This window comes from Actinomycetota bacterium (assembly GCA_019347675.1).
Classification (GTDB): Bacteria; Actinomycetota; Nitriliruptoria; order Nitriliruptorales; family JAHWKO01; genus JAHWKW01.
In genome coordinates this window covers 139,174-156,007 of the sequence record JAHWKW010000003.1, presented here as the reverse complement: position 1 = coordinate 156,007, position 16,834 = coordinate 139,174, and the positions used below count along the sequence as shown (strand labels likewise).

The following is a 16,834-nucleotide window of genomic DNA, read 5'->3' as shown; positions in this document are numbered from 1 at the left end:
GGGCTCCACCAACCGGAGAGGGTCTTAGGTCGCCTAAGACCGAGCCGGTACGGATCCAGGAGCGGCGCGAGAGGAGCGGTCTTCGGTCTCCTGAGACCGCGACGGAGGTGTACCCCGTGAGCGACGCTCCACAGGAGCGGCGCGAGAGGAGCGGTCTTAGGTCTCCTAAGACCGCGACGGAGGTGTACCCCGTGAGCGACGCTCCACAGGAGCGGCGCGAGAGGAGCGGTCTTAGGTCTCCTAAGACCGCGACGGAGGTGTACCCGTGAGCGGGCGACTGGTCGGCGTCGGCGTCGGGCCGGGCGATCCGGAGCTGCTGACGTTCAAGGGTCGGGCGGCGCTGCGCAGCGCCGATGCGGTCTTCGTCCCGGTCGCCGCCGCCGACGAGATCGGGTACGCCGAACGTGTGGTCCGTGCCCACGTCACCCACGGCACGCCGCTGCGCCGGCTGGTGTTCGCCCTCGACCCCGACCCGCAGGCGCGGGCCGAGTCGTGGGCCGCGGCCGCCGCCGCGGTCGCCGCCACGCTGGCGACGGGGGCAGACGCGGCGTTCGCGACGATCGGCGACCCCAACGTCTACTCGACGTTCACGCGGCTGGCCCGGGCCGTCCGCCAGCGCGTCCCGGACGCCGAGATCGTCACCGTCCCGGGGATCACCGCGATGCAGGACCTGGCGGCCCGGTCGGGGACCGTGCTGGTCGAAGGCGACGAGCAGTTGGCCCTCCTGCCGTTCACGGCCGGGGAGGCGCCCCTGCGCCACGCGCTGGACAGCTTCGACACGGTCGTGTGCTACAAGGGCGGGCGTCGCCTGCCGGCGGTCCGCTCGATCCTCGCCGCGACCGGCCGGGAGGCTCACGCGGTGTACGGGGCGCGGCTGGGCCTCGAGGGTCAGGACGTCCGCGGTCGCGGTGATCTCCCGACGGGCTCCGCCCCGTACCTGGCCACCGTCATCGTCACCCGCCCCCGGCAGGCCGACCGGTGACCGTCGCTCTGCAGGCGCTGATCGACGGCCTCGGGGGCCCGCCGGCCCGGCCCGGCACCGTCTACCTGGTCGGTGGGGGTCCCGGCGACCCCGGCCTGTTGACGCTCCGGGCGGCGGTCGTGCTGTCCACCTGTGACCTGGTCGCGTACGACCGGCTCGCCCCCGCCGAGGCGCTGCGGCTCGCGCCACCCGACGCGGAGCTGATCTGCGTCGGGAAGCGGTCGGGCGAGCAGGGCCTGAGCCGGGCCGCGGTCGATGACCTTCTGGTGTCACGCGCCCGGGCCGGTGATGCGGTGGTGCGCCTCAAGGGCGGCGACCCGTTCGTGTTCGGACGGGGCGGGGAGGAGGCCGCGGCCTGCCGCGCGCACGGCGTCGCGGTCGAGGTCGTGTCCGGCGTCACCTCGGCGGTGGCGGTCCCGGCAGCGGCGGGCATCCCGCTCACCCACCGCACGGTCGCGTCGGGATTCGCGGTGGTCACCGGCCACGAGGATCCCGCCGAGTCGTCGGGGAGCGTCGACCACGCGCTCCTGGCCGACTTCCCCGGCACGGTGGTGGTCCTGATGGGCGTTGGGCAGGTCCGGGCCTTCGCCGCCGCGCTGATCTCGCACGGCAAGCCCGCCGACACCCCGGTGGCGCTGGTTCGCTGGGGGACCACCGCCCGGCAGGAGACGGTCGAGGGCACGCTGGCCACGATCGCCGCCGAGGTGCAGCGGCGCGGCTTGCGACCTCCCGCGGTCGCGGTCATCGGCGACGTGGTCCGGCTGCGTGGCGGCATCGGCGGCCGCGAGGATCTGCCGCTGATGGGCCGGACGGTGCTGGTACCCCGGACCCTGCACCGTCCGTCGGCGCTGGCCGCACGGATCCGGTCGGCCGGCGGAGAGCCCCTGGAGGTCCAGGTCGCCCGGCCCGGGCCCGGCGACACCGCCGGGTTGCACGCTGCGGCCCGTGACCTGGCCGCCGGGGCGTACGCCACGCTGGTGGCGTCGGGACCTCCCGCCGTCACCGCGCTGGCGGACGCGCTCGCGGCAGCGGGGCTGGACGCCCGGGCCCTGGCCGGCGTCCGGGTCGCTGCCGTGGGGCGCGGCGCGGTCCGCGCCCTGGGTGATCGCCTGGCGATCCGCGCCGACGTCACCGGCGCCGACCTCGACCAGCTCGCCCGTCGCCTCGCCGAGCTCGACGATCGCGGCGGCACGCTCGTGCTGGCAGCCGACCCGGGCGATCCCGGGCCGCTGGCCACCTTCCACCCGGTCGTGGTCACCGCCTACGCACTCGTCGCGGTCACCGATGTCCCTGACCGGCTCCGCCGGGAGGTGCAGGACGGCATGCCGTTGCTGGCGGCCGTGGCGTCGTCCACCGCCGCCACCGGCCTGGCGAGGCTGCTGGGCGACGCCACCACCCGGGTCGCCGCCGCCACGATCGGGGCGCACACCACGCGTGCCGCCCGAGAGGCCGGGTTGACGGTCGCGGCCGAGGCGGCCGAGCCCGATCTCGACGCGCTCGTCGCCGCGGTGATCGAGGCGGCGCGATCGCAGCCTGGTGCGAACAACGTCAGCGACGGGCCCCGGCCGCTGTTGCCGGTGGAGGACCGCCCGTGACGGCCGGTCGGGGGAAGGTCTGGTTCGTGGGTGCCGGTCCGGGCGCCGCGGACCTGCTCACGCTCCGCGCCGCGCAGGTCATCGCCGGAGCGGACGTGGTGATCTGGGCGGCGAGCCTGGTCCACCCTGACGTGCTCGGCCACGTCCGTCCCGACGCGCAGGTGCTCGACTCGTCGACCCTGACCCTCGAGCAGGTCCTGGACCGCTACGCGGTCGCGGCGCAGCGCGGCGAGGTGGTGGCCCGCATCCACTCGGGTGACCCCAGCCTGTACGGGGCGATCCAGGAGCAGATCGATCGTTGCGCCGATCTCGGCCTGGCGTGGGAGATCGTCCCGGGCGTGTCGTCGCTGGCCGCCGCCGCAGCGGCGGTCGGGCGCGAGCTGACCATCCCCGAGGTGGCGCAGTCGGTGGTGATCACCCGGCTGGCGACGCACACGCCGATGCCGCCCGGCGAGGACGTCGCCGCGTTCGCCCGGCACGGCACCACCATGGCGTTGTTCCTCTCCGCCGCCCGACCGCACCGCCTCCAGCAGGAGCTGCTGTCGGGTGGGTACCCGCCGCACACGCCGTGCGCGGTGGTGTACCGCGCCACCTGGCCGGAGCAGCTGATCCGCCGCTGCGATCTCGACCAGCTCGCCGCCACCGTCCGCGCCGCCGGCCTGCACCGCCACACGCTGGTCCTGGTCGGTCCGGCCCTGGAGCGGGGCGGCACCCGCAGCCAGCTGTACTCGCCCGGGTTCACCCACAGCTTCCGCCCGCACCGGCAGGTCACCCCGTGACGCCGGCCCGCCGCGACGTCGACGTCCGCGGGGCGCTCCGCGAACCCGACCTGCCCCGCACCGCCAAGGTCCGCACCGGGGCGCTGCGCACCGGGTGGACCACCGGGACGTGCACCTCCGCCGCGGCGAAGGCCGCGGTCGCCGCGCTGGTCTCCGGCCTCACGCAGGCGTCGGTGGAGGTCGCGCTGCCGTCGGGGCGGCGCGTCACCTTCCCCCTCGCGCGCTGCACGCGGGCGGGCGATGGCTGGGAGACGGTCGTGATCAAGGACGCCGGCGACGACCCCGACGTCACCGACGGCGCCCACCTGACCGTCACCGTGCGGTGGGCCGCAGGACCTGGCGTGCACCTGCGGTCGGGACCCGGCGTGGGCACCGTCACCAAACCGGGTCTGGGACTCGACGTCGGCGGGCCGGCGATCAACCCGGTGCCGCGCCGGATGATCGGCGCGGCGATCGGGGAGGTCACCGACCCGCAGACGCGCGGTGTCGACGTCACCGTCAGCGTCCCCGGCGGGGACCAGCTGGCGCGGCGCACCACCAACCCCCGGCTGGGGATCGTCGGTGGCATCTCGATCCTGGGCACCACCGGGATCGTCCGCCCGTTCTCCACCGCGTCGTGGCGGGCGTCGGTGCTCCAGGCCGTCGACGTGATGGCCGCGCAAGGGGAGCGCACCTGCGTGCTCACCACCGGCGGGCGGACCGAACGTGCGGCGCGGCGGCTGCTGCCCCACCTGCACGAGGTCTGCTTCGTCGAGGTCGGCGACTTCTCCGGGAACGCCGTCGACCGGGCCGTCGACCGCGGCGTCGGCGAGGTCGTGTTCGTGGGGATGGCGGGGAAGCTGACCAAGCTCGCCGCGGGGATCATGATGACCCACTGGACGCGCTCGCGGGTGGACACCGACGTCCTCGCCGCCGTCACCGCCCGGGCCGGCGGTGACCGCAGCCTCGTCGCGGACGTCCGCGCGGCCAACACCGCCCGTCACGCCTACGAGCTGTGGGCGCAGGCGGGGATCGCCGCTGGCGTCGCGGACCTGCTGTGCGCCCAGGTCGCCGACAACCTGCGCGCCTGGTCCCGGGACCGGCTGAACGTCCACGCCGTACTCGTCGACTTCGACACGCTCGAGCCGGTCGGGGCCAGCCGCCACGCGCCGCTCGGCGAGCGGGGGGGTGGCCGATGACCGCCCCGGTGACCGTGGTGGGCGTCGGACCCGGTGGGCTGGCCGGCGGCGGGGAAGAGGCCCTGCCCGGTGCCACGCTGGTGGTGGGCGGTGCCCGGCACCTGGCGCGCTGGGCACCGCCTGGGATCGCCACGGTGGAGCTGACCGGTGATCTGCAGCCGGGGCTTGCGGCGGTGGCGGCAGCAGCCGGCCCCGTGGTGGTCCTCGCGTCCGGCGATCCGGGCTTCTTCGGGATCGTGCGGGCGCTGGCAACCCGGTTCGGCCGCGAACGGCTCCGCGTGCTCCCGGCGGTGTCGAGCGTCGCTGCCGCGTTCGCCGCTGCGGGCCTGCCCTGGGACGACGCGGTCGTCGCCAGCGCACACGGTCGCGACCCGACCGTTGCTGTCCACGCCTGCCTGGCTCACCCCAAGGTCGCGGTGCTGACCAGCCCCCGGTTCTCACCCGCCGACCTGGCCAGCGCGCTCGTGGACACGGGCGTGGAACGCACCCTGGTCGTCGCCGAGCGGTTGGGGGAGCCCGACGCCCGCCTCGTCGAGGTCGACACGGTCACGGCCGCGGCCACGACCTGGACCGACCCCAACGTCGTCGTGGTGCTCGACCCGCGACGACCGCTGGTCGGCCCCCGGCCGGTGCTGCACCCGCCACGGGCCGTACCCAGCCGGTGGGCGCTCGACGCCGACGCGTTCGCCTACCGCGACGGCATGATCTCGAAGACCGAGGTCCGCGCTGCCGCGCTGGCGGAGCTGGCGCCCGCCACCGGCGACCTCCTGTGGGACGTGGGCGCCGGTAGCGGATCGGTGGGGATCGAATGCGCCCGGTTCGGCGCAGCGGTCATCGCGGTGGACCGCGACCCGCACGCCTGTGCACTGGTCCGCAAGAACGCGGCCGTGTTCGACGTCGCCGTCAGGGTCGTGTCCGGCGCGGCCCCCGCCGCCCTCACCGACCTGCCCGACCCCGACGCGGTGTTCGTCGGCGGAGGTGGGACGGACCTCGGCGCCATCCTCGACGTTGTCCTGGCCCGGACACGCCGCGCCGTCGTGGTGTCGCTGGCCACCGTCGAACGGGTCGGACCGACCTTGGCGGCGTTCCACGACGGTCGCTGGTCGGCGCGGGCCCGCATGCTGCAGGCCGCGGACGTCGTGCCCCTTGGCGCCGGCCACCGCCTGGCCGCCACCAACCCCGTGTTCGTGGTCGTGGGGCGCAGGCCGTGACCGGCGACGGGCACAGGATCGGCGTGGTGGCGGCCACCACAGCCGGACGGCGCCTGGCAACCGACCTCGCCACCGCGCTCGGCGCGACCGTGCAGGACGGGAACGTCCGCGACGCGCTCCGCGCCGCGTGGAGCAGCTGCGACCGTGTGGTCATGGTGATGGCGGTGGGCGCGGCGGTGCGGCTGATCGCCCCGCTCCTGGACGACAAGCGCCGCGATCCCGGCGTGGTCTGCGTCGACGACGCCACCCGGTTCGCGGTCGCGCTCACCGGCGGCCACGAGGGCGGGGCCAACGCCCTCGCCGAGCACATCGCCGCCTACCTGCGTGCCACCGCGGTCGTGACCACCGCGTCCGACGCGTTCGACGTGCCGACGCTGGTGGACGTCGGGGCGGCGTTCGGGGTCCGCACCGAGCGCGACGGTGACCTCGCCGCGGTCGGCGGGGCACTGGTCAGCGGCGCGCCGGTCAACCTGCTGCGGGAGGTGGCGTGGCCGCTGGGTCCCCTGCCCGGCGTGACCGAGGTCGACGCGCCGGCCGCCCCGCTGCTGCTGGTGACCGACCGGGTGGTGGACCCGCCCCGGCCCTGCGTCGTGTACCGGCCACCCAGCCTGGTGGTGGGGGTGGGCGCCAGCCGGGGCGTCACCGCCGACGAGGTCGGCGACCTGATCGACGCGACCCTGGCCGCGGCCGGCCTGTCGAGCCTGTCGGTGGCGTGTGTCGCCACTGTGGACGCCAAGGCCGACGAGGCCGGCATCATCGAGGCCGCCGTCACCCGCGGGTGGCCGCTGGTGACACTCCCGGCCGGGGTGCTCGCCACCATCGCCGTGCCCCACCCCTCGGCGGTGGTGGCCGCCGCGGTCGGCACACCCAGCGTCGCCGAAGCCGCGGCGTTGCACCGCGGCGGCGACCTGCTCGTCGCCAAGCGCAAGAGCACCCGGGCGACGGTCGCGGTGGCTCGCCGCGCCCCGCGCGGTCACCTGGCCCTGGTCAGCCTCGGACCCGGTGACCCGGAGCTCGTGCCGGCCCGGGCCCGCCGGGCGCTGGCGCGCGCCGAGGTGGTGGTGGGCTACACCGCCTACCTCGATCTGGCCCGCCCGCTGCTGCCACGGGGCGCCGCGACGGAACCGTCCCCCCTGGGTGACGAGGTGGCCCGTGCCCGCCGGGCGCTGGACCTGGCGCGCCAGGGCCGATCCGTGGCGCTGGTCAGCAGCGGCGACGTCGGCGTGTACGCGATGGCTGCCCCGACCATCGAGTCATCCGCGGGCGACGGCGCGGAGGCGCCCGTCGATGTGGAGATCGTGCCCGGCGTCACGGCTGCGCAGGCGGCCGCGTCGCTGCTGGGCGCCCCGCTGGGTCACGACCACTGCGCGATCTCGCTGTCGGACCTGCTGACGCCGTGGCGCGACATCCGCCGGCGCCTGCGCGCAGCCGCCGCCGGCGACTTCGTGGTGGCCCTGTACAACCCGAGGAGCGCCACGCGCGACTGGCAGCTGGACGAAGCCCGCCGCATCCTGCTCGCCCACCGCTCGCCCGACACCCCGGTGGGTGTGGTCCGCGACGCCTACCGCACGGCGTCGAGCGTGCAGGTCACCACGCTGGCCGCGTTGGACCCGGCCACGGTCGACATGCGCACGGTGGTGCTGGTGGGAAGCACCCGCACCCGGATGGCGGGGCGGTGGATGCTCACCCCGCGGGGAGCGACGACGTGATCGCTGCCGCCTGGACGATCACCGCGGCGTGCACCGCTTGTGGCGCGTGCCTGCGGACCTGCCCGGCCCGGTGCCTGCGACCCGCGCCGCCCACCCACCCCGTCCCCGTGATCGTCGGCGCGGGGTGCACCGGGTGCGGGGAGTGCACCGAGGTGTGTCCGGTCGAGGCGGCGATCCCGCTGTCCGAGGCGGCATCCACGGGACCGGCTCGGGGGGCGTGGCGGTGAGCGGCCGGCAGGTCCACCCGATCGAGCAGGAGAGCTACCGCATCCTGCGCACGATGCTCGACCTGGAAGACCTGCCGTGGTTCAGCCGCGCGGTCGTGGAACGCGTGGTGCACGCCACGGCCGACGTGGGCTACGCCACCGACCTCGTCGTCGACGAGGCGCAGCTGGCCGCAGGCGCGGCGGCGCTGCACGCCGGCGCCCCGCTCGTCGCGGACGTCGCGATGGTCGCCGCGGGGATCACCGCCCGGCGCGCGTCGACGTTCATCGCGGCGCCCGAGACCGTCGACCTCGCGGAGCGCACCGGTTCCACCCGGAGCGCCGCGGCGATCCGCGTCGCTGCCGAGCGGGTCGGCCCCGGGGCGGTGTGGGTGATCGGCTGCGCCCCGACCGCGCTCACCCAGCTGCTCCAGGTCGGTGCCGACCCGGCCTTCGTGGTGGGCCTGCCGGTGGGGTTCGTCGGCGCGGTCGAGGCGAAGGCCGCGTTGCGGGTCAGCGGCCTTGCGGCCGTGACCAACCGCAGCGTCAAGGGCGGGTCCGCAGCCGCTGCCGCCGCGGTCCACGCGCTGATGCACGCCAGGCCACTGCCGTGACCCGCCGCGACGCGCTGCTGATCGCCGGGCACGGTTCACGTGACCCGGCCGGGGTCGCCGAGTGCGCGGAGCTGATCGCGGCCGTCGAGGAGGTCCGCCCCGGGCTGCCCACGGCCCTGGGTTTCATCGAGCTGTCCCCACCACCGATCCACGACGCCGCGGCTGCCCTGGCCGCGGCCGGCGCCACGCACATCACGGTCGTGCCGCTGGTCCTGCTCGGCGCCGGGCACGCCAAGACCGACGTGCCCGCCGCGATCACGCGCCAACGTTCGTTGCACCCCGACGTCGCCTTCCGGTACGCCACCCCTCTGGGAGTCCACCCGGACCTGTTGACGATCGTCGACGACCGTCTCGCCGCCGCCGTGGCGCCCGCCGAACGCGCCGACACCGCCGTGCTCGTCGTCGGGCGCGGCTCCAGCGACCCGGACGCCAACTCCGACCTCGCCAAGGTGGGGAGGCTGCTGTGGGAGGGACGGCCCTGGCCGCTGGTCGAGACGGCGTTCGCGGGGATCACCGCGCCGACGGTCGAGGCCGGACTCGACCGCTGCCACCGGCTGGGTGCCCGCCGGGTGGCGGTGGTGCCCTACTTCCTGTTCACCGGGGTGCTGATACGACGCATCGGTGACCAGGCCCGCCGCTGGGCCGCCCGACACCCTGACGTCACCGTGGTCGTCGCCGGCCATCTGGGGGTCGACCAGCGTGTCGTCCGGCTCGTCGTGGAACGCCATGACGAGGCGCACGCCGGGGAGGCGCACGCCACCTGCGACCGCTGCATCCACCGGGTGGCCCTGCCCGGCTTCGAGCACGCGGTCGGCGCTCCACAGACCATGCACGTCCACCCCCACGACCCCGCCACCCACGTCCACCGGCCACCGCGGTGACCCGGATCCTGGTCATCGGGCCGACCCGCTCCGGCAAGAGCGCTGTCGCCGAGCGGCTCGCGGCCGCCACCGGCCACCCGGTCGTGGTGATCACCCCAGGGTTGGTCACCGACGCCGAGATGGCCGAGCGGATCGCCGCGCACCGCCGGCGGCGCCCCGCCGGGTGGACGACGCTCGAGACCGCCGACCTGGCCGCCGCCGTCATGTCGAGCGCGCCCGACGACACCGTCCTGGTCGACGCGCTCGACACCTGGCTGACGCGACGGATGGGGGAGGCGGGGCTGTGGACGGAAGCGGCGGTCGCCCCGCTGGGCGCCGCGGGACGAGCGGCCCGCGACACGGTCCTCGCCGAGCTCACCGGCTTCTGGGACACGGCCGGCGCGCGCCCCGGCACCACCCTGGTCGTCGCCGGCCAGCCCGGCTGGGGCCCCACACCCACCGACGCCGCGACCCGCCGCTACCTCGACCTGCACGGCGACGCGGGGCAGCGGCTGTCGGCCGGCGCCGACCGTGTAGTCCTTGCCGTCGCCGGGCGGGCCGTGGAGGTCGCCGACCGCCTGCCCGCCGCGCTCGACCCACCGACCCGCAGCGGCCCGCCGGGCGCCGTGATGCAACGGGAGGCTGATCGCGGCGTGGTGGTGGCGGGGCGGCGCCCACCACCGGACGACATGGCGGGGCGCTTGCGCGAGCACGGCGACCGGCAGGTCCCGGCCGGGACGGTCGACCTGGCCGTGAACGTGGTGCCCGGCCCGCCCCGCTGGCTCCGCGACCGCCTGGAAGCCGCCCTGGACCGCGCCGACGCCTATCCCGACGACACGCAAGCCCGCGCCGCCGCCGCGGCACGCCACCACCGCCCACTCGAGGAGTGCCTGGTGCTGGACGGCGCCGCCGAGGCGATCTGGCTCCTGGCGGCGGCTCTCCGCCCTCGGCTCGCCGCCTGCGTCCACCCGTCGTTCACCGAACCCGAGGCGGCACTCCGCGCCTGCGGCCACCCGGTGGTCCGGGTCCAGCGCGACCCGGCCGCGGGCTGGGCGCTGGACCCGGCCACCGTCCCGGCCGACGCCGACCTGGTGGTGGTGGGCCGCCCCGACAACCCCACCGGCGTGGTGGATCCGGTCGCGACGGTCGAGGCGCTGGCCCGGCCGGGGCGGATCCTGGTGGTCGACGAGGCCTTCGCCGAGCTGCTCGACGACGCCGCCGGGGTCGCCGACCGTCGTGACCTGCCCGGCGTCGTGGCGGTGCGCAGCCTGACCAAGCTGTGGGGCCTGGCCGGGCTCCGCGTCGGGTACCTGGTCGCCGATGCGGAGTTGGTGGCGCAGCTGGCCGCCCACCGCCAGCCCTGGCCGGTGAACGCCCTCGCGCTGGAGGCGGTCGTGGCCTGCGTCGAGGCGGACGAGCACCGCCGCGGACGCGCCCGCGCCGTGGCCGCAGAACGCGACCACCTGCTCGCTGCCCTGCGGTCGGTGCCCGGCCTGACCGTGTGGCCCTCGGCCGCCAACTTCGTCCTGGTGCACGCCCCCGGCCACCCCGACCTGCGCCGGCGCCTCCTCGACCGGGGCCTGGCGGTCCGCCGCGGCGACACCTTCCCGGGTCTGGGCCCCGACCATGTCCGCATCGCCGTGCGGGACCGCGCCACGACCGATCGGCTGGTCACCGCGCTGAGCGACGCGGTGGCCGCCCGCCCGTCAGCCAGCCGCTCGTGACGGTGACCGACCGGGTCCGCGAGCTCGCCGCCGAGGCCCGCGCCGGCGACCCGGCCGCGGGGCAGGCCGCCGGCGCGCGCCACGCCGCGCTGGCCAAACCCCCCGGGAGCCTGGGCGACCTCGAGCGCCTCGGCGGCCAGCTCGCTGCGATCGCCGGGGCCTGCCCCCCGCCGGTACCCACCGACCCCGCCCTGGTCATCGCCGTCGGCGACCACGGCGTGCACGCCCAGGGTGTGACGCCCTGGCCGCGGGACGTGACCCGCCAGATGGTCGCGGCGTTCTGCCAGGGCAGAGCCGCCGCGAACGCCCTGGCGGCGACGATCGGGGCACGCGTCACCGTCCTGGACGTGGGCGTGGCGGGGCCGGTCGCCTCCCATCCTCTGCTCCGCGCCGCCCGCGTCCGTGACGGCACCGCCGACCTGCTCGACGGCCCGGCCATGAGCTGCGACGACGCGGCCCGGGCGGTCCTGGCCGGGGCAGGGGTGGCCGAGGAGCTGCTCGCCGCCGGGGCGGACCTGCTGCTCACCGGCGACATGGGCATCGCCAACACCACCCCGGCGGCGTGTCTGGTCGCCGCGCTCACCGGCTCCGACCCCGAGCAGGTCACCGGCCGCGGATCGGGCATCGACGCGGCGACGCTGGCGCGCAAGCAGGCGGTTGTCCGCGGCGCTCTGGAGCGCCACGGCGACGACCGCGACCCGCTGGCTGTCCTGGCGTCGCTGGGCGGTCTCGAGCACGCCGCCCTCGTCGGGGTGGTGCTCACCGCGGCGGCCGAGGCCGTCCCCGTGATCCTGGACGGGATCTCCACCGTCGGCGCCGCGCTGGTGGCGGTCGCGCTCAACCCGGCGGTGGCCGACTACGTCGTCGCCGGTCACCGCTCGGTCGAGCCCGGCGCCGCGATCGGGCTGGCGCACCTGGATCTGGTCCCGCTCCTGGACCTGGGGATGCGGCTGGGGGAGGGGACGGGGGCGCTGCTGGCGGTCCCGCTGGTGCAGTCCGCCGCCCGGCTGCTGCACGACGTCGCGACCCTCGCCGAGCTGCAGGACCAGCTCGCGTGAGGGCCGCGCTGGCGCTCCTCAGCCAACCACAGGACGTGGCCCTGTGAGGGCCGCGCTGGCGTTCCTGACCGTCCTGCCGGTGCGGGGCGCGGTCGGTCCCGGCCGCCGGACGCTGGCGGCGTTCCCCGCCGCGGGAGCCGTGGTCGGCCTGGCCTGGTGGGCGGCGGCCGTGGCGGGACGGGGGCTGGGCGGGGCGGCAGTGGGCGCCGCGGCGGTGCTGGTGGCCGACCTGATCGTGACCGGGGGGCTGCACCTGGATGCCGTCGGGGACGTCACCGACGCGTGGGCATCGGGTCGGCGCGGCGACGCCGCCCGCGACGTGATCCGCGATCCGCGGGTGGGGGCGGTCGGCGCCGCCGGCGTCGGCACCGTGCTGCTGGCCCGGTTCGCGCTCCTGGCAACGACCGTGCCGGTCGCGCTGGTCGCGGTCCCCACCGCCGGGCGGCTCGCGATGGTGTGGACGCTGGGGCGGCTGCCCGCCGCAGCCGGATCGCTGAGCAGCGACCTGGCACCGACCGCGACCGCGACGGTGCGGTGGGTCGCGGTCGGGTCGGCCACGGTGATCGCCGCGGCGGCGGCGCGCGCAGCGGGCGTCCCGCTGACCCGTGCGGTGATCGTGGGCGGCGTGGCCGCGGCGACCGCGGTGACCACCGCGGTGGCGCTCGCCGCGTGGTGGCGGCACAGGTACGGTTTCGCCTGTGGCGATGCCGTGGGTCTCGCCGGGATCGTCGCCGAGCTCGTCGCCCTCGCCGTGCTGGTGGCAGCACTGTGACCACTCGTCAGCGGAGACTCCTGGCCGGCGACGCTGGCGCAGGCAGCGTGCCGGGGCTCGCCGCCCCCGTTGCCGGCGACGCTGGCGCAGGCAGCGTGCCGGGGCTCGCCGCCCCCGATGCCGGCGACGCGGCTCAGATCGCCTCGAGCCGGCGCAGGGGCTGGCGGGGCCCGAACCGGGGTGCCCACCGCCCGCTGAGGCACAGCAGGCGCACGGCCCGGCCGCGGTGGCCGCGGTAGGGCTCGAGCAGCTCGAGCATCCGTGCGTCGTCGGCACGTGGCTCGCCGGCCAGGTTCCACGCCACCAGGTTGGGGATGTGGTAGTCACCGACCTCCACGGCATCGGCGTCGCCGAGCGCGGTCCGAACGACCAGCGCCGCGGTCCAGGGGCCGACCCCGTTCACGGCCAACAGCCGGCGGGTCGCCTCGCCGGGGTCCAGCGTCGAAACGTCTTCGAGCCGGGCGGCGTGAACGCAGACGCGACGCAGCGTCTCGGCCCGGCGGCGCTCCAACCCCAGCGGGTGGAAGCGGAAGTAGGGCTGTTGGGCCAGCACGTCCGGGGCCGGCGGGAGCAGCAGACCACCGGGTCCCGGTGCCGGCTCCCCGAACCCGACCACGATCCGTCCCCACGCCCGCTTGGCCTCGACCGACGTGACCTTCTGCTCGACCACCGCACGCTGCAGCGCATCGACCACGCAGCGGGAGCGGCACAGCCGCAAACCGCGGTGGCGGCGGTGCAGGCGCTCCAGCAGCGGGTGGGTGGGGCGGAAGCCCTCCGGGTGGTCGCCCGCGCCGAGCACGTCCGGGGCGGTGTCGAGGAGCCACGCGGCGCCGGGACCCCAGGCCGTGGCGACCACCGTGGGAGGCATGGACGCCAGGTGAAGGGTCCCTGCACCGTCGGGAGTCCGCACCGCCCGCCACGCCTCCCGGCGGGCGAGCCGGACGGTGGGGTCCGCCGCTCCCGTGCGCAGCGGCGCGAGCGTGCCCGCCAGATCCAGCGGGTAGGACAGCCGCAGGTGCCTGACCCGCATGCGCCCCTCCGTGGGTGGCCTGCGAGGAGCAAGCCATGAAACCACGCCTGCGCGCCTGGCCGGCGCATCCGGACACCGAAGCTGGGACGAGCCGCGGGTGGCCGTCGCCGGCCGCAGGCGCGGGCGTGCCGGTCGGACGGGGCGGACGGGTGGACGAGTGCGTCCTGCGGGACGGGCGGCCGCGACCGTAGCGTGACCCGGGATCGACGAACGGGATCGCCGATGAGCGTGGCCACCCTGGACGACACGACCGCCGGCACGGTGGTCCTCGGCGACCTCGAGGTGCGCCGACTGGGGTTCGGGGCGATGCGCCTCACCGGCCCGGGGGTGTGGGGAGAGCCCGACGACGTCGACGCCGCCCGGGCGGTGCTGCGCCGAGCGGTCGAGCTCGGTGTCAACTTCATCGACACGGCCGACTCGTACGGCCCCCACGTCAACGAGACGTTGATCGCCCAGGCGCTGCACCCCTACCCCGACGACCTCATCATCGCCACCAAGGGTGGGCTGGAGCGCCCCGGGCCCGGACAGTGGCCGCGCAACGCCCGCCCCGACCACCTCAAGGCCGCCTGCGACGGGAGCCTGCAACGGCTACGCGTCGAGGCGATCGACGTCTACCAGCTGCACGCGCCCGACCCCGCCGTGCCGTACGAAGAGTCCGTCGGGGCGCTGAAGAACCTCCAGGACGCCGGGAAGGTCCGCCACGTCGGGCTGTCCAACGTGGCTGCCGACCAGCTGGCAGCCGCCCGGAGGATCGTCGACGTGGTGTCGGTGCAGAACCGCTACAACCTCGCTGCCCGCCAGCACGAGGACGTGCTCGAGGCCTGCACAGAACAGGGTCTGGCTTTCATCCCGTACTTCCCGCTGGGTTCAGCCCAGCTGGCCAGCGACGACGGCCCCCTGGCGGGGTTGGCTGCCCGCGACGCCATCACGCCCGCGCAGGTGGCGTTGGCGTGGCTGCTGGCCCGTTCTCCCGTGATGCTGCCGATCCCGGGGACCTCGTCGCTGGAGCATCTCGAGGAGAACGTCGCCGCAGCCTCCGTGGATCTCCCCGACGACGTCGTCGCGGTCCTGGACCGCGTGTAGGCCACGGCCAACGACGACGTGGCGTTCAGCTCCGATCGGGTGTCGCATCGGCGATGACCGGACCGGCCATCTGCTCGGTGGGCTCCGCTCAGCAGAACCACGGCTCGGTCAACCTGGGGCGCCCCTGCACCGAGCCGGTGAGGATCTGCGGGCGCCCGGCGGTGACCCCCGCGGCTGCCGACACGGCCGCGTCGACGTCGAGGAAGATCCGCTCGGCGCTCGCCCCGTGGGCGGTGCGCTCGGCCACCAGCTGTGCGAGTTCGGCCTGCAGCGCATCGACCTGCGGATCCGCGGCGGTCCACCGGTACGTCAGCCTCTCGGCGTCGTAGTCGCCCAGGTGCGGGGCGAGGTCGGGATGGTCGACGAGCAGCGACCCTTGCGGGAGCAGGAGCCGGATCGTGTACATGACCGGGTCGACGTTGCCGACCAGGTCGTGGTCGGCGACGAACGTCACGACGTCGTGGACGTCTCCCAGCGTCGTCCACGGCGTGAACGGCAGCCAGGAGGGCCGCAGTTCGATCCCGTACGAGCGCAGCAACGCGATCGCCTGACGCGCCTGGGCGGTGGTGTGGCCCTTGTCGAGCCGGGCGAGGATCGTGTCGTTGGTCGTCTCCAGGGCCGACACGACGAACAGGCAGCCCGACTGCGCCAGCACCGGCCACGCTTGCGGGTGCTCGACGATGTGGTCGACCTTGGTGGTGCAGTCGAAGGTGAGCTGCGGCCAACGCTCGTGCATGGCGCGCACCACGCGGAGCGCGTGGGTGGGGCCGTTGAGGAAGTCGGGGTCGGCGAACGTGATGTGCCCGGCGCCGAGTTCGACCAGCTGGGCGATGTCGTCCAGGACGGCGGCGGTGTCCACCGCCCGGAAGCGTCCGCCGTAGACGGTCGGGACGGGACAGTGCCGGCACCGGTGCTTGCAACCCACGGTCGCCTGGACCGCCCCGACCCGGCGTTCGTGGCCGCCGAACGCGAGATGGGCGTAGGAGTCGAGCGGCGGAAGGAGGTCGCGGGCAGGCAGCGGTGGCTTCACCCGGCCGCGGCCGAGCTGGATGGTCACAGGGTCTGCCACGTCGACGTCGCCAGCGAGGTCTGCGACCCACGCGACTAGCGCCCCGACGTAGTCGCCGGCGATCACCCGGTCGGTGACGCGACCGACGGTGTGGTCACGGCTCACCGGGGCGTACAGACCGTAGAAGCAGATCGGGAGGGTGGGGCGCTCGCGACGAATGACGGTGGCCGCGGTCACGGCCAGACGCATCGCGGTGTGCATCGGGGTCGAGAAGCAGACCGCACCGGCCCAATCGATCAGGGCCGGGTCCCACCGCTGGACGGACAGATCGAGGCAGCGGACCTCGTGGCCAGCGTCGCGGAGGACCGCGGCAGGGACCGCCGCGTGCAGCGGCTGGTGACCGAGCTCGTAGGTGGACACGATCAGGACACGCACGCCACCGAGGCTAACCATCCCCGGTGACGCCGACGAACGGCCGGCCGTCGAGACATGGTTCGCTGGACTGGCCGGTTGTACGGTCTACCGCACGCTCCGCGGGGCGCTATCTGCGACGTCGCAGCCAACGGGGGGACCGCGAGGGGGCGGCCTTGCCGTCTCCTCGCGGCCGCTGCCGCCGCAACACGGACCGGCCATACTGGCCCGCATGGAGCGGACCTTCACCCTCGAAGAAGCCCGGGCTGTCCTGCCCGAGGCGCGGGCGCGGATCAGGACGGTGGCGGCTCTCACGGCCGAGGCTCGCCAGCTCGAGCGGGCGCTGCGCGACGACCGTCCGGCTGCTGGCGGGGTGCCGGAGCTGAAGGCCTTGGACGCCCGTGTCCACGAGGAGCTGGCGTGGTTCGCCGAGCACGGCGTGCAGGTCAAAGGCATCGCCCCGGCGCTCCTGGACTTCCCGGCCCGGGCGGTCCAGGGCATGGTGCTGCTGTGCTGGTTGGAGGGTGAGGACGACCTCGCCTGGTACCACACGGCTGAGACCGGCTTCCTGGGCCGCGCGCCGATCGCGGAACTGCGCCTATTGTGAGGAGGAGCT

At 75.7% G+C, this 16,834-nt stretch carries 16 protein-coding genes; 14 read left to right on the top strand and 2 right to left on the bottom strand.

Annotated features, from left to right (window positions below):
* Positions 1-265 precede the first annotated feature (265 nt).
* The 12 genes from cobI to KY462_03040 all read left to right on the top strand — a co-directional run bounded on the left by cobI (position 266) and on the right by KY462_03040 (position 12,685).
* Entirely contained in the window at positions 266-982 is a 717-nt protein-coding gene (gene cobI / locus KY462_03095) for a precorrin-2 C(20)-methyltransferase (protein ID MBW3576724.1), read from the top strand.
* Positions 979-2,577: a uroporphyrinogen-III C-methyltransferase gene (cobA, locus tag KY462_03090; protein ID MBW3576723.1), complete on the top strand. Its 1,599-nt coding sequence runs from the start codon at positions 979-981 to the stop codon at positions 2,575-2,577. Before cobI ends, cobA begins: the two co-directional genes overlap by 4 nt.
* The gene (gene cobM / locus KY462_03085; GenBank protein MBW3576722.1) at positions 2,574-3,356 is read left to right on the top strand and encodes a precorrin-4 C(11)-methyltransferase; all 783 of its coding nucleotides are present in this window, start codon (positions 2,574-2,576) and stop codon (positions 3,354-3,356) included. The genes cobA and cobM overlap by 4 nt, the downstream gene beginning before the upstream one ends.
* The gene (locus tag KY462_03080) at positions 3,353-4,534 is read left to right on the top strand and encodes a cobalt-precorrin-5B (C(1))-methyltransferase (GenBank protein MBW3576721.1); all 1,182 of its coding nucleotides are present in this window, start codon (positions 3,353-3,355) and stop codon (positions 4,532-4,534) included. The genes cobM and KY462_03080 overlap by 4 nt, the downstream gene beginning before the upstream one ends.
* The gene (gene cbiE / locus KY462_03075; protein ID MBW3576720.1) at positions 4,531-5,745 is read left to right on the top strand and encodes a precorrin-6y C5,15-methyltransferase (decarboxylating) subunit CbiE; all 1,215 of its coding nucleotides are present in this window, start codon (positions 4,531-4,533) and stop codon (positions 5,743-5,745) included. The genes KY462_03080 and cbiE overlap by 4 nt, the downstream gene beginning before the upstream one ends.
* Before the next feature lie 89 nt (positions 5,746-5,834).
* Positions 5,835-7,454 (top strand): precorrin-3B C(17)-methyltransferase, encoded by a 1,620-nt coding sequence (gene cobJ / locus KY462_03070; protein ID MBW3576719.1) that lies wholly within the window; start codon positions 5,835-5,837, stop codon positions 7,452-7,454.
* Entirely contained in the window at positions 7,451-7,681 is a 231-nt protein-coding gene (locus KY462_03065) for a 4Fe-4S binding protein (protein MBW3576718.1), read from the top strand. Before cobJ ends, KY462_03065 begins: the two co-directional genes overlap by 4 nt.
* On the top strand, positions 7,672-8,271 hold the full coding sequence (locus tag KY462_03060; protein ID MBW3576717.1) for a precorrin-8X methylmutase: 600 nt from the start codon (positions 7,672-7,674) through the stop codon (positions 8,269-8,271). Before KY462_03065 ends, KY462_03060 begins: the two co-directional genes overlap by 10 nt.
* Positions 8,268-9,152, top strand: coding sequence for a sirohydrochlorin chelatase (locus tag KY462_03055; protein ID MBW3576716.1), 885 nt, complete (start codon positions 8,268-8,270; stop codon positions 9,150-9,152). The genes KY462_03060 and KY462_03055 overlap by 4 nt, the downstream gene beginning before the upstream one ends.
* Entirely contained in the window at positions 9,149-10,855 is a 1,707-nt protein-coding gene (cobC, locus tag KY462_03050) for an Rv2231c family pyridoxal phosphate-dependent protein CobC (protein ID MBW3576715.1), read from the top strand. The genes KY462_03055 and cobC overlap by 4 nt, the downstream gene beginning before the upstream one ends.
* Positions 10,852-11,913 (top strand): nicotinate-nucleotide--dimethylbenzimidazole phosphoribosyltransferase, encoded by a 1,062-nt coding sequence (cobT, locus tag KY462_03045; protein MBW3576714.1) that lies wholly within the window; start codon positions 10,852-10,854, stop codon positions 11,911-11,913. The genes cobC and cobT overlap by 4 nt, the downstream gene beginning before the upstream one ends.
* A gap of 43 nt (positions 11,914-11,956) precedes the next feature.
* Positions 11,957-12,685: an adenosylcobinamide-GDP ribazoletransferase gene (locus tag KY462_03040; GenBank protein MBW3576713.1), complete on the top strand. Its 729-nt coding sequence runs from the start codon at positions 11,957-11,959 to the stop codon at positions 12,683-12,685.
* 133 nt (positions 12,686-12,818) lie between these two features.
* Here the strand turns inward: KY462_03040 and KY462_03035 are convergent, their stop codons facing one another.
* Positions 12,819-13,715 (bottom strand): DNA-3-methyladenine glycosylase 2 family protein, encoded by an 897-nt coding sequence (locus KY462_03035; protein MBW3576712.1) that lies wholly within the window; start codon positions 13,713-13,715, stop codon positions 12,819-12,821.
* 222 nt (positions 13,716-13,937) lie between these two features.
* On the opposite strand from KY462_03035, the gene KY462_03030 reads away from it, so the two are divergent.
* Complete coding sequence (locus KY462_03030) at positions 13,938-14,798, top strand: aldo/keto reductase (GenBank protein ID MBW3576711.1); 861 nt, start codon at positions 13,938-13,940, stop codon at positions 14,796-14,798.
* An 88-nt stretch (positions 14,799-14,886) separates the two neighbouring features.
* On the opposite strand, the gene KY462_03025 is transcribed toward KY462_03030, so the two are convergent.
* Positions 14,887-16,260, bottom strand: coding sequence for a radical SAM protein (locus KY462_03025; protein ID MBW3576710.1), 1,374 nt, complete (start codon positions 16,258-16,260; stop codon positions 14,887-14,889).
* Positions 16,261-16,450: 190 nt separating this feature from the next.
* On the opposite strand from KY462_03025, the gene KY462_03020 reads away from it, so the two are divergent.
* Complete coding sequence (locus KY462_03020) at positions 16,451-16,825, top strand: DUF2203 domain-containing protein (protein MBW3576709.1); 375 nt, start codon at positions 16,451-16,453, stop codon at positions 16,823-16,825.
* Positions 16,826-16,834: the final 9 nt, after the last annotated feature.

Excerpts from the sequence above, each read along its gene's own strand:
- cbiE (MBW3576720.1), top strand. The coding sequence starts at position 4,531 with ATGACCGCCCCGGTGACCGTGGTGGGCGTCGGACCCGGTGGGCTGGCC.
- KY462_03020 (MBW3576709.1), top strand. The coding sequence starts at position 16,451 with ATGGAGCGGACCTTCACCCTCGAAGAAGCCCGGGCTGTCCTGCCCGAG.
- KY462_03035 (MBW3576712.1), bottom strand. The coding sequence starts at position 13,715 with ATGCGGGTCAGGCACCTGCGGCTGTCCTACCCGCTGGATCTGGCGGGC.
- KY462_03030 (MBW3576711.1), top strand. The coding sequence starts at position 13,938 with ATGAGCGTGGCCACCCTGGACGACACGACCGCCGGCACGGTGGTCCTC.
- KY462_03025 (MBW3576710.1), bottom strand. The coding sequence starts at position 16,260 with ATGGTTAGCCTCGGTGGCGTGCGTGTCCTGATCGTGTCCACCTACGAG.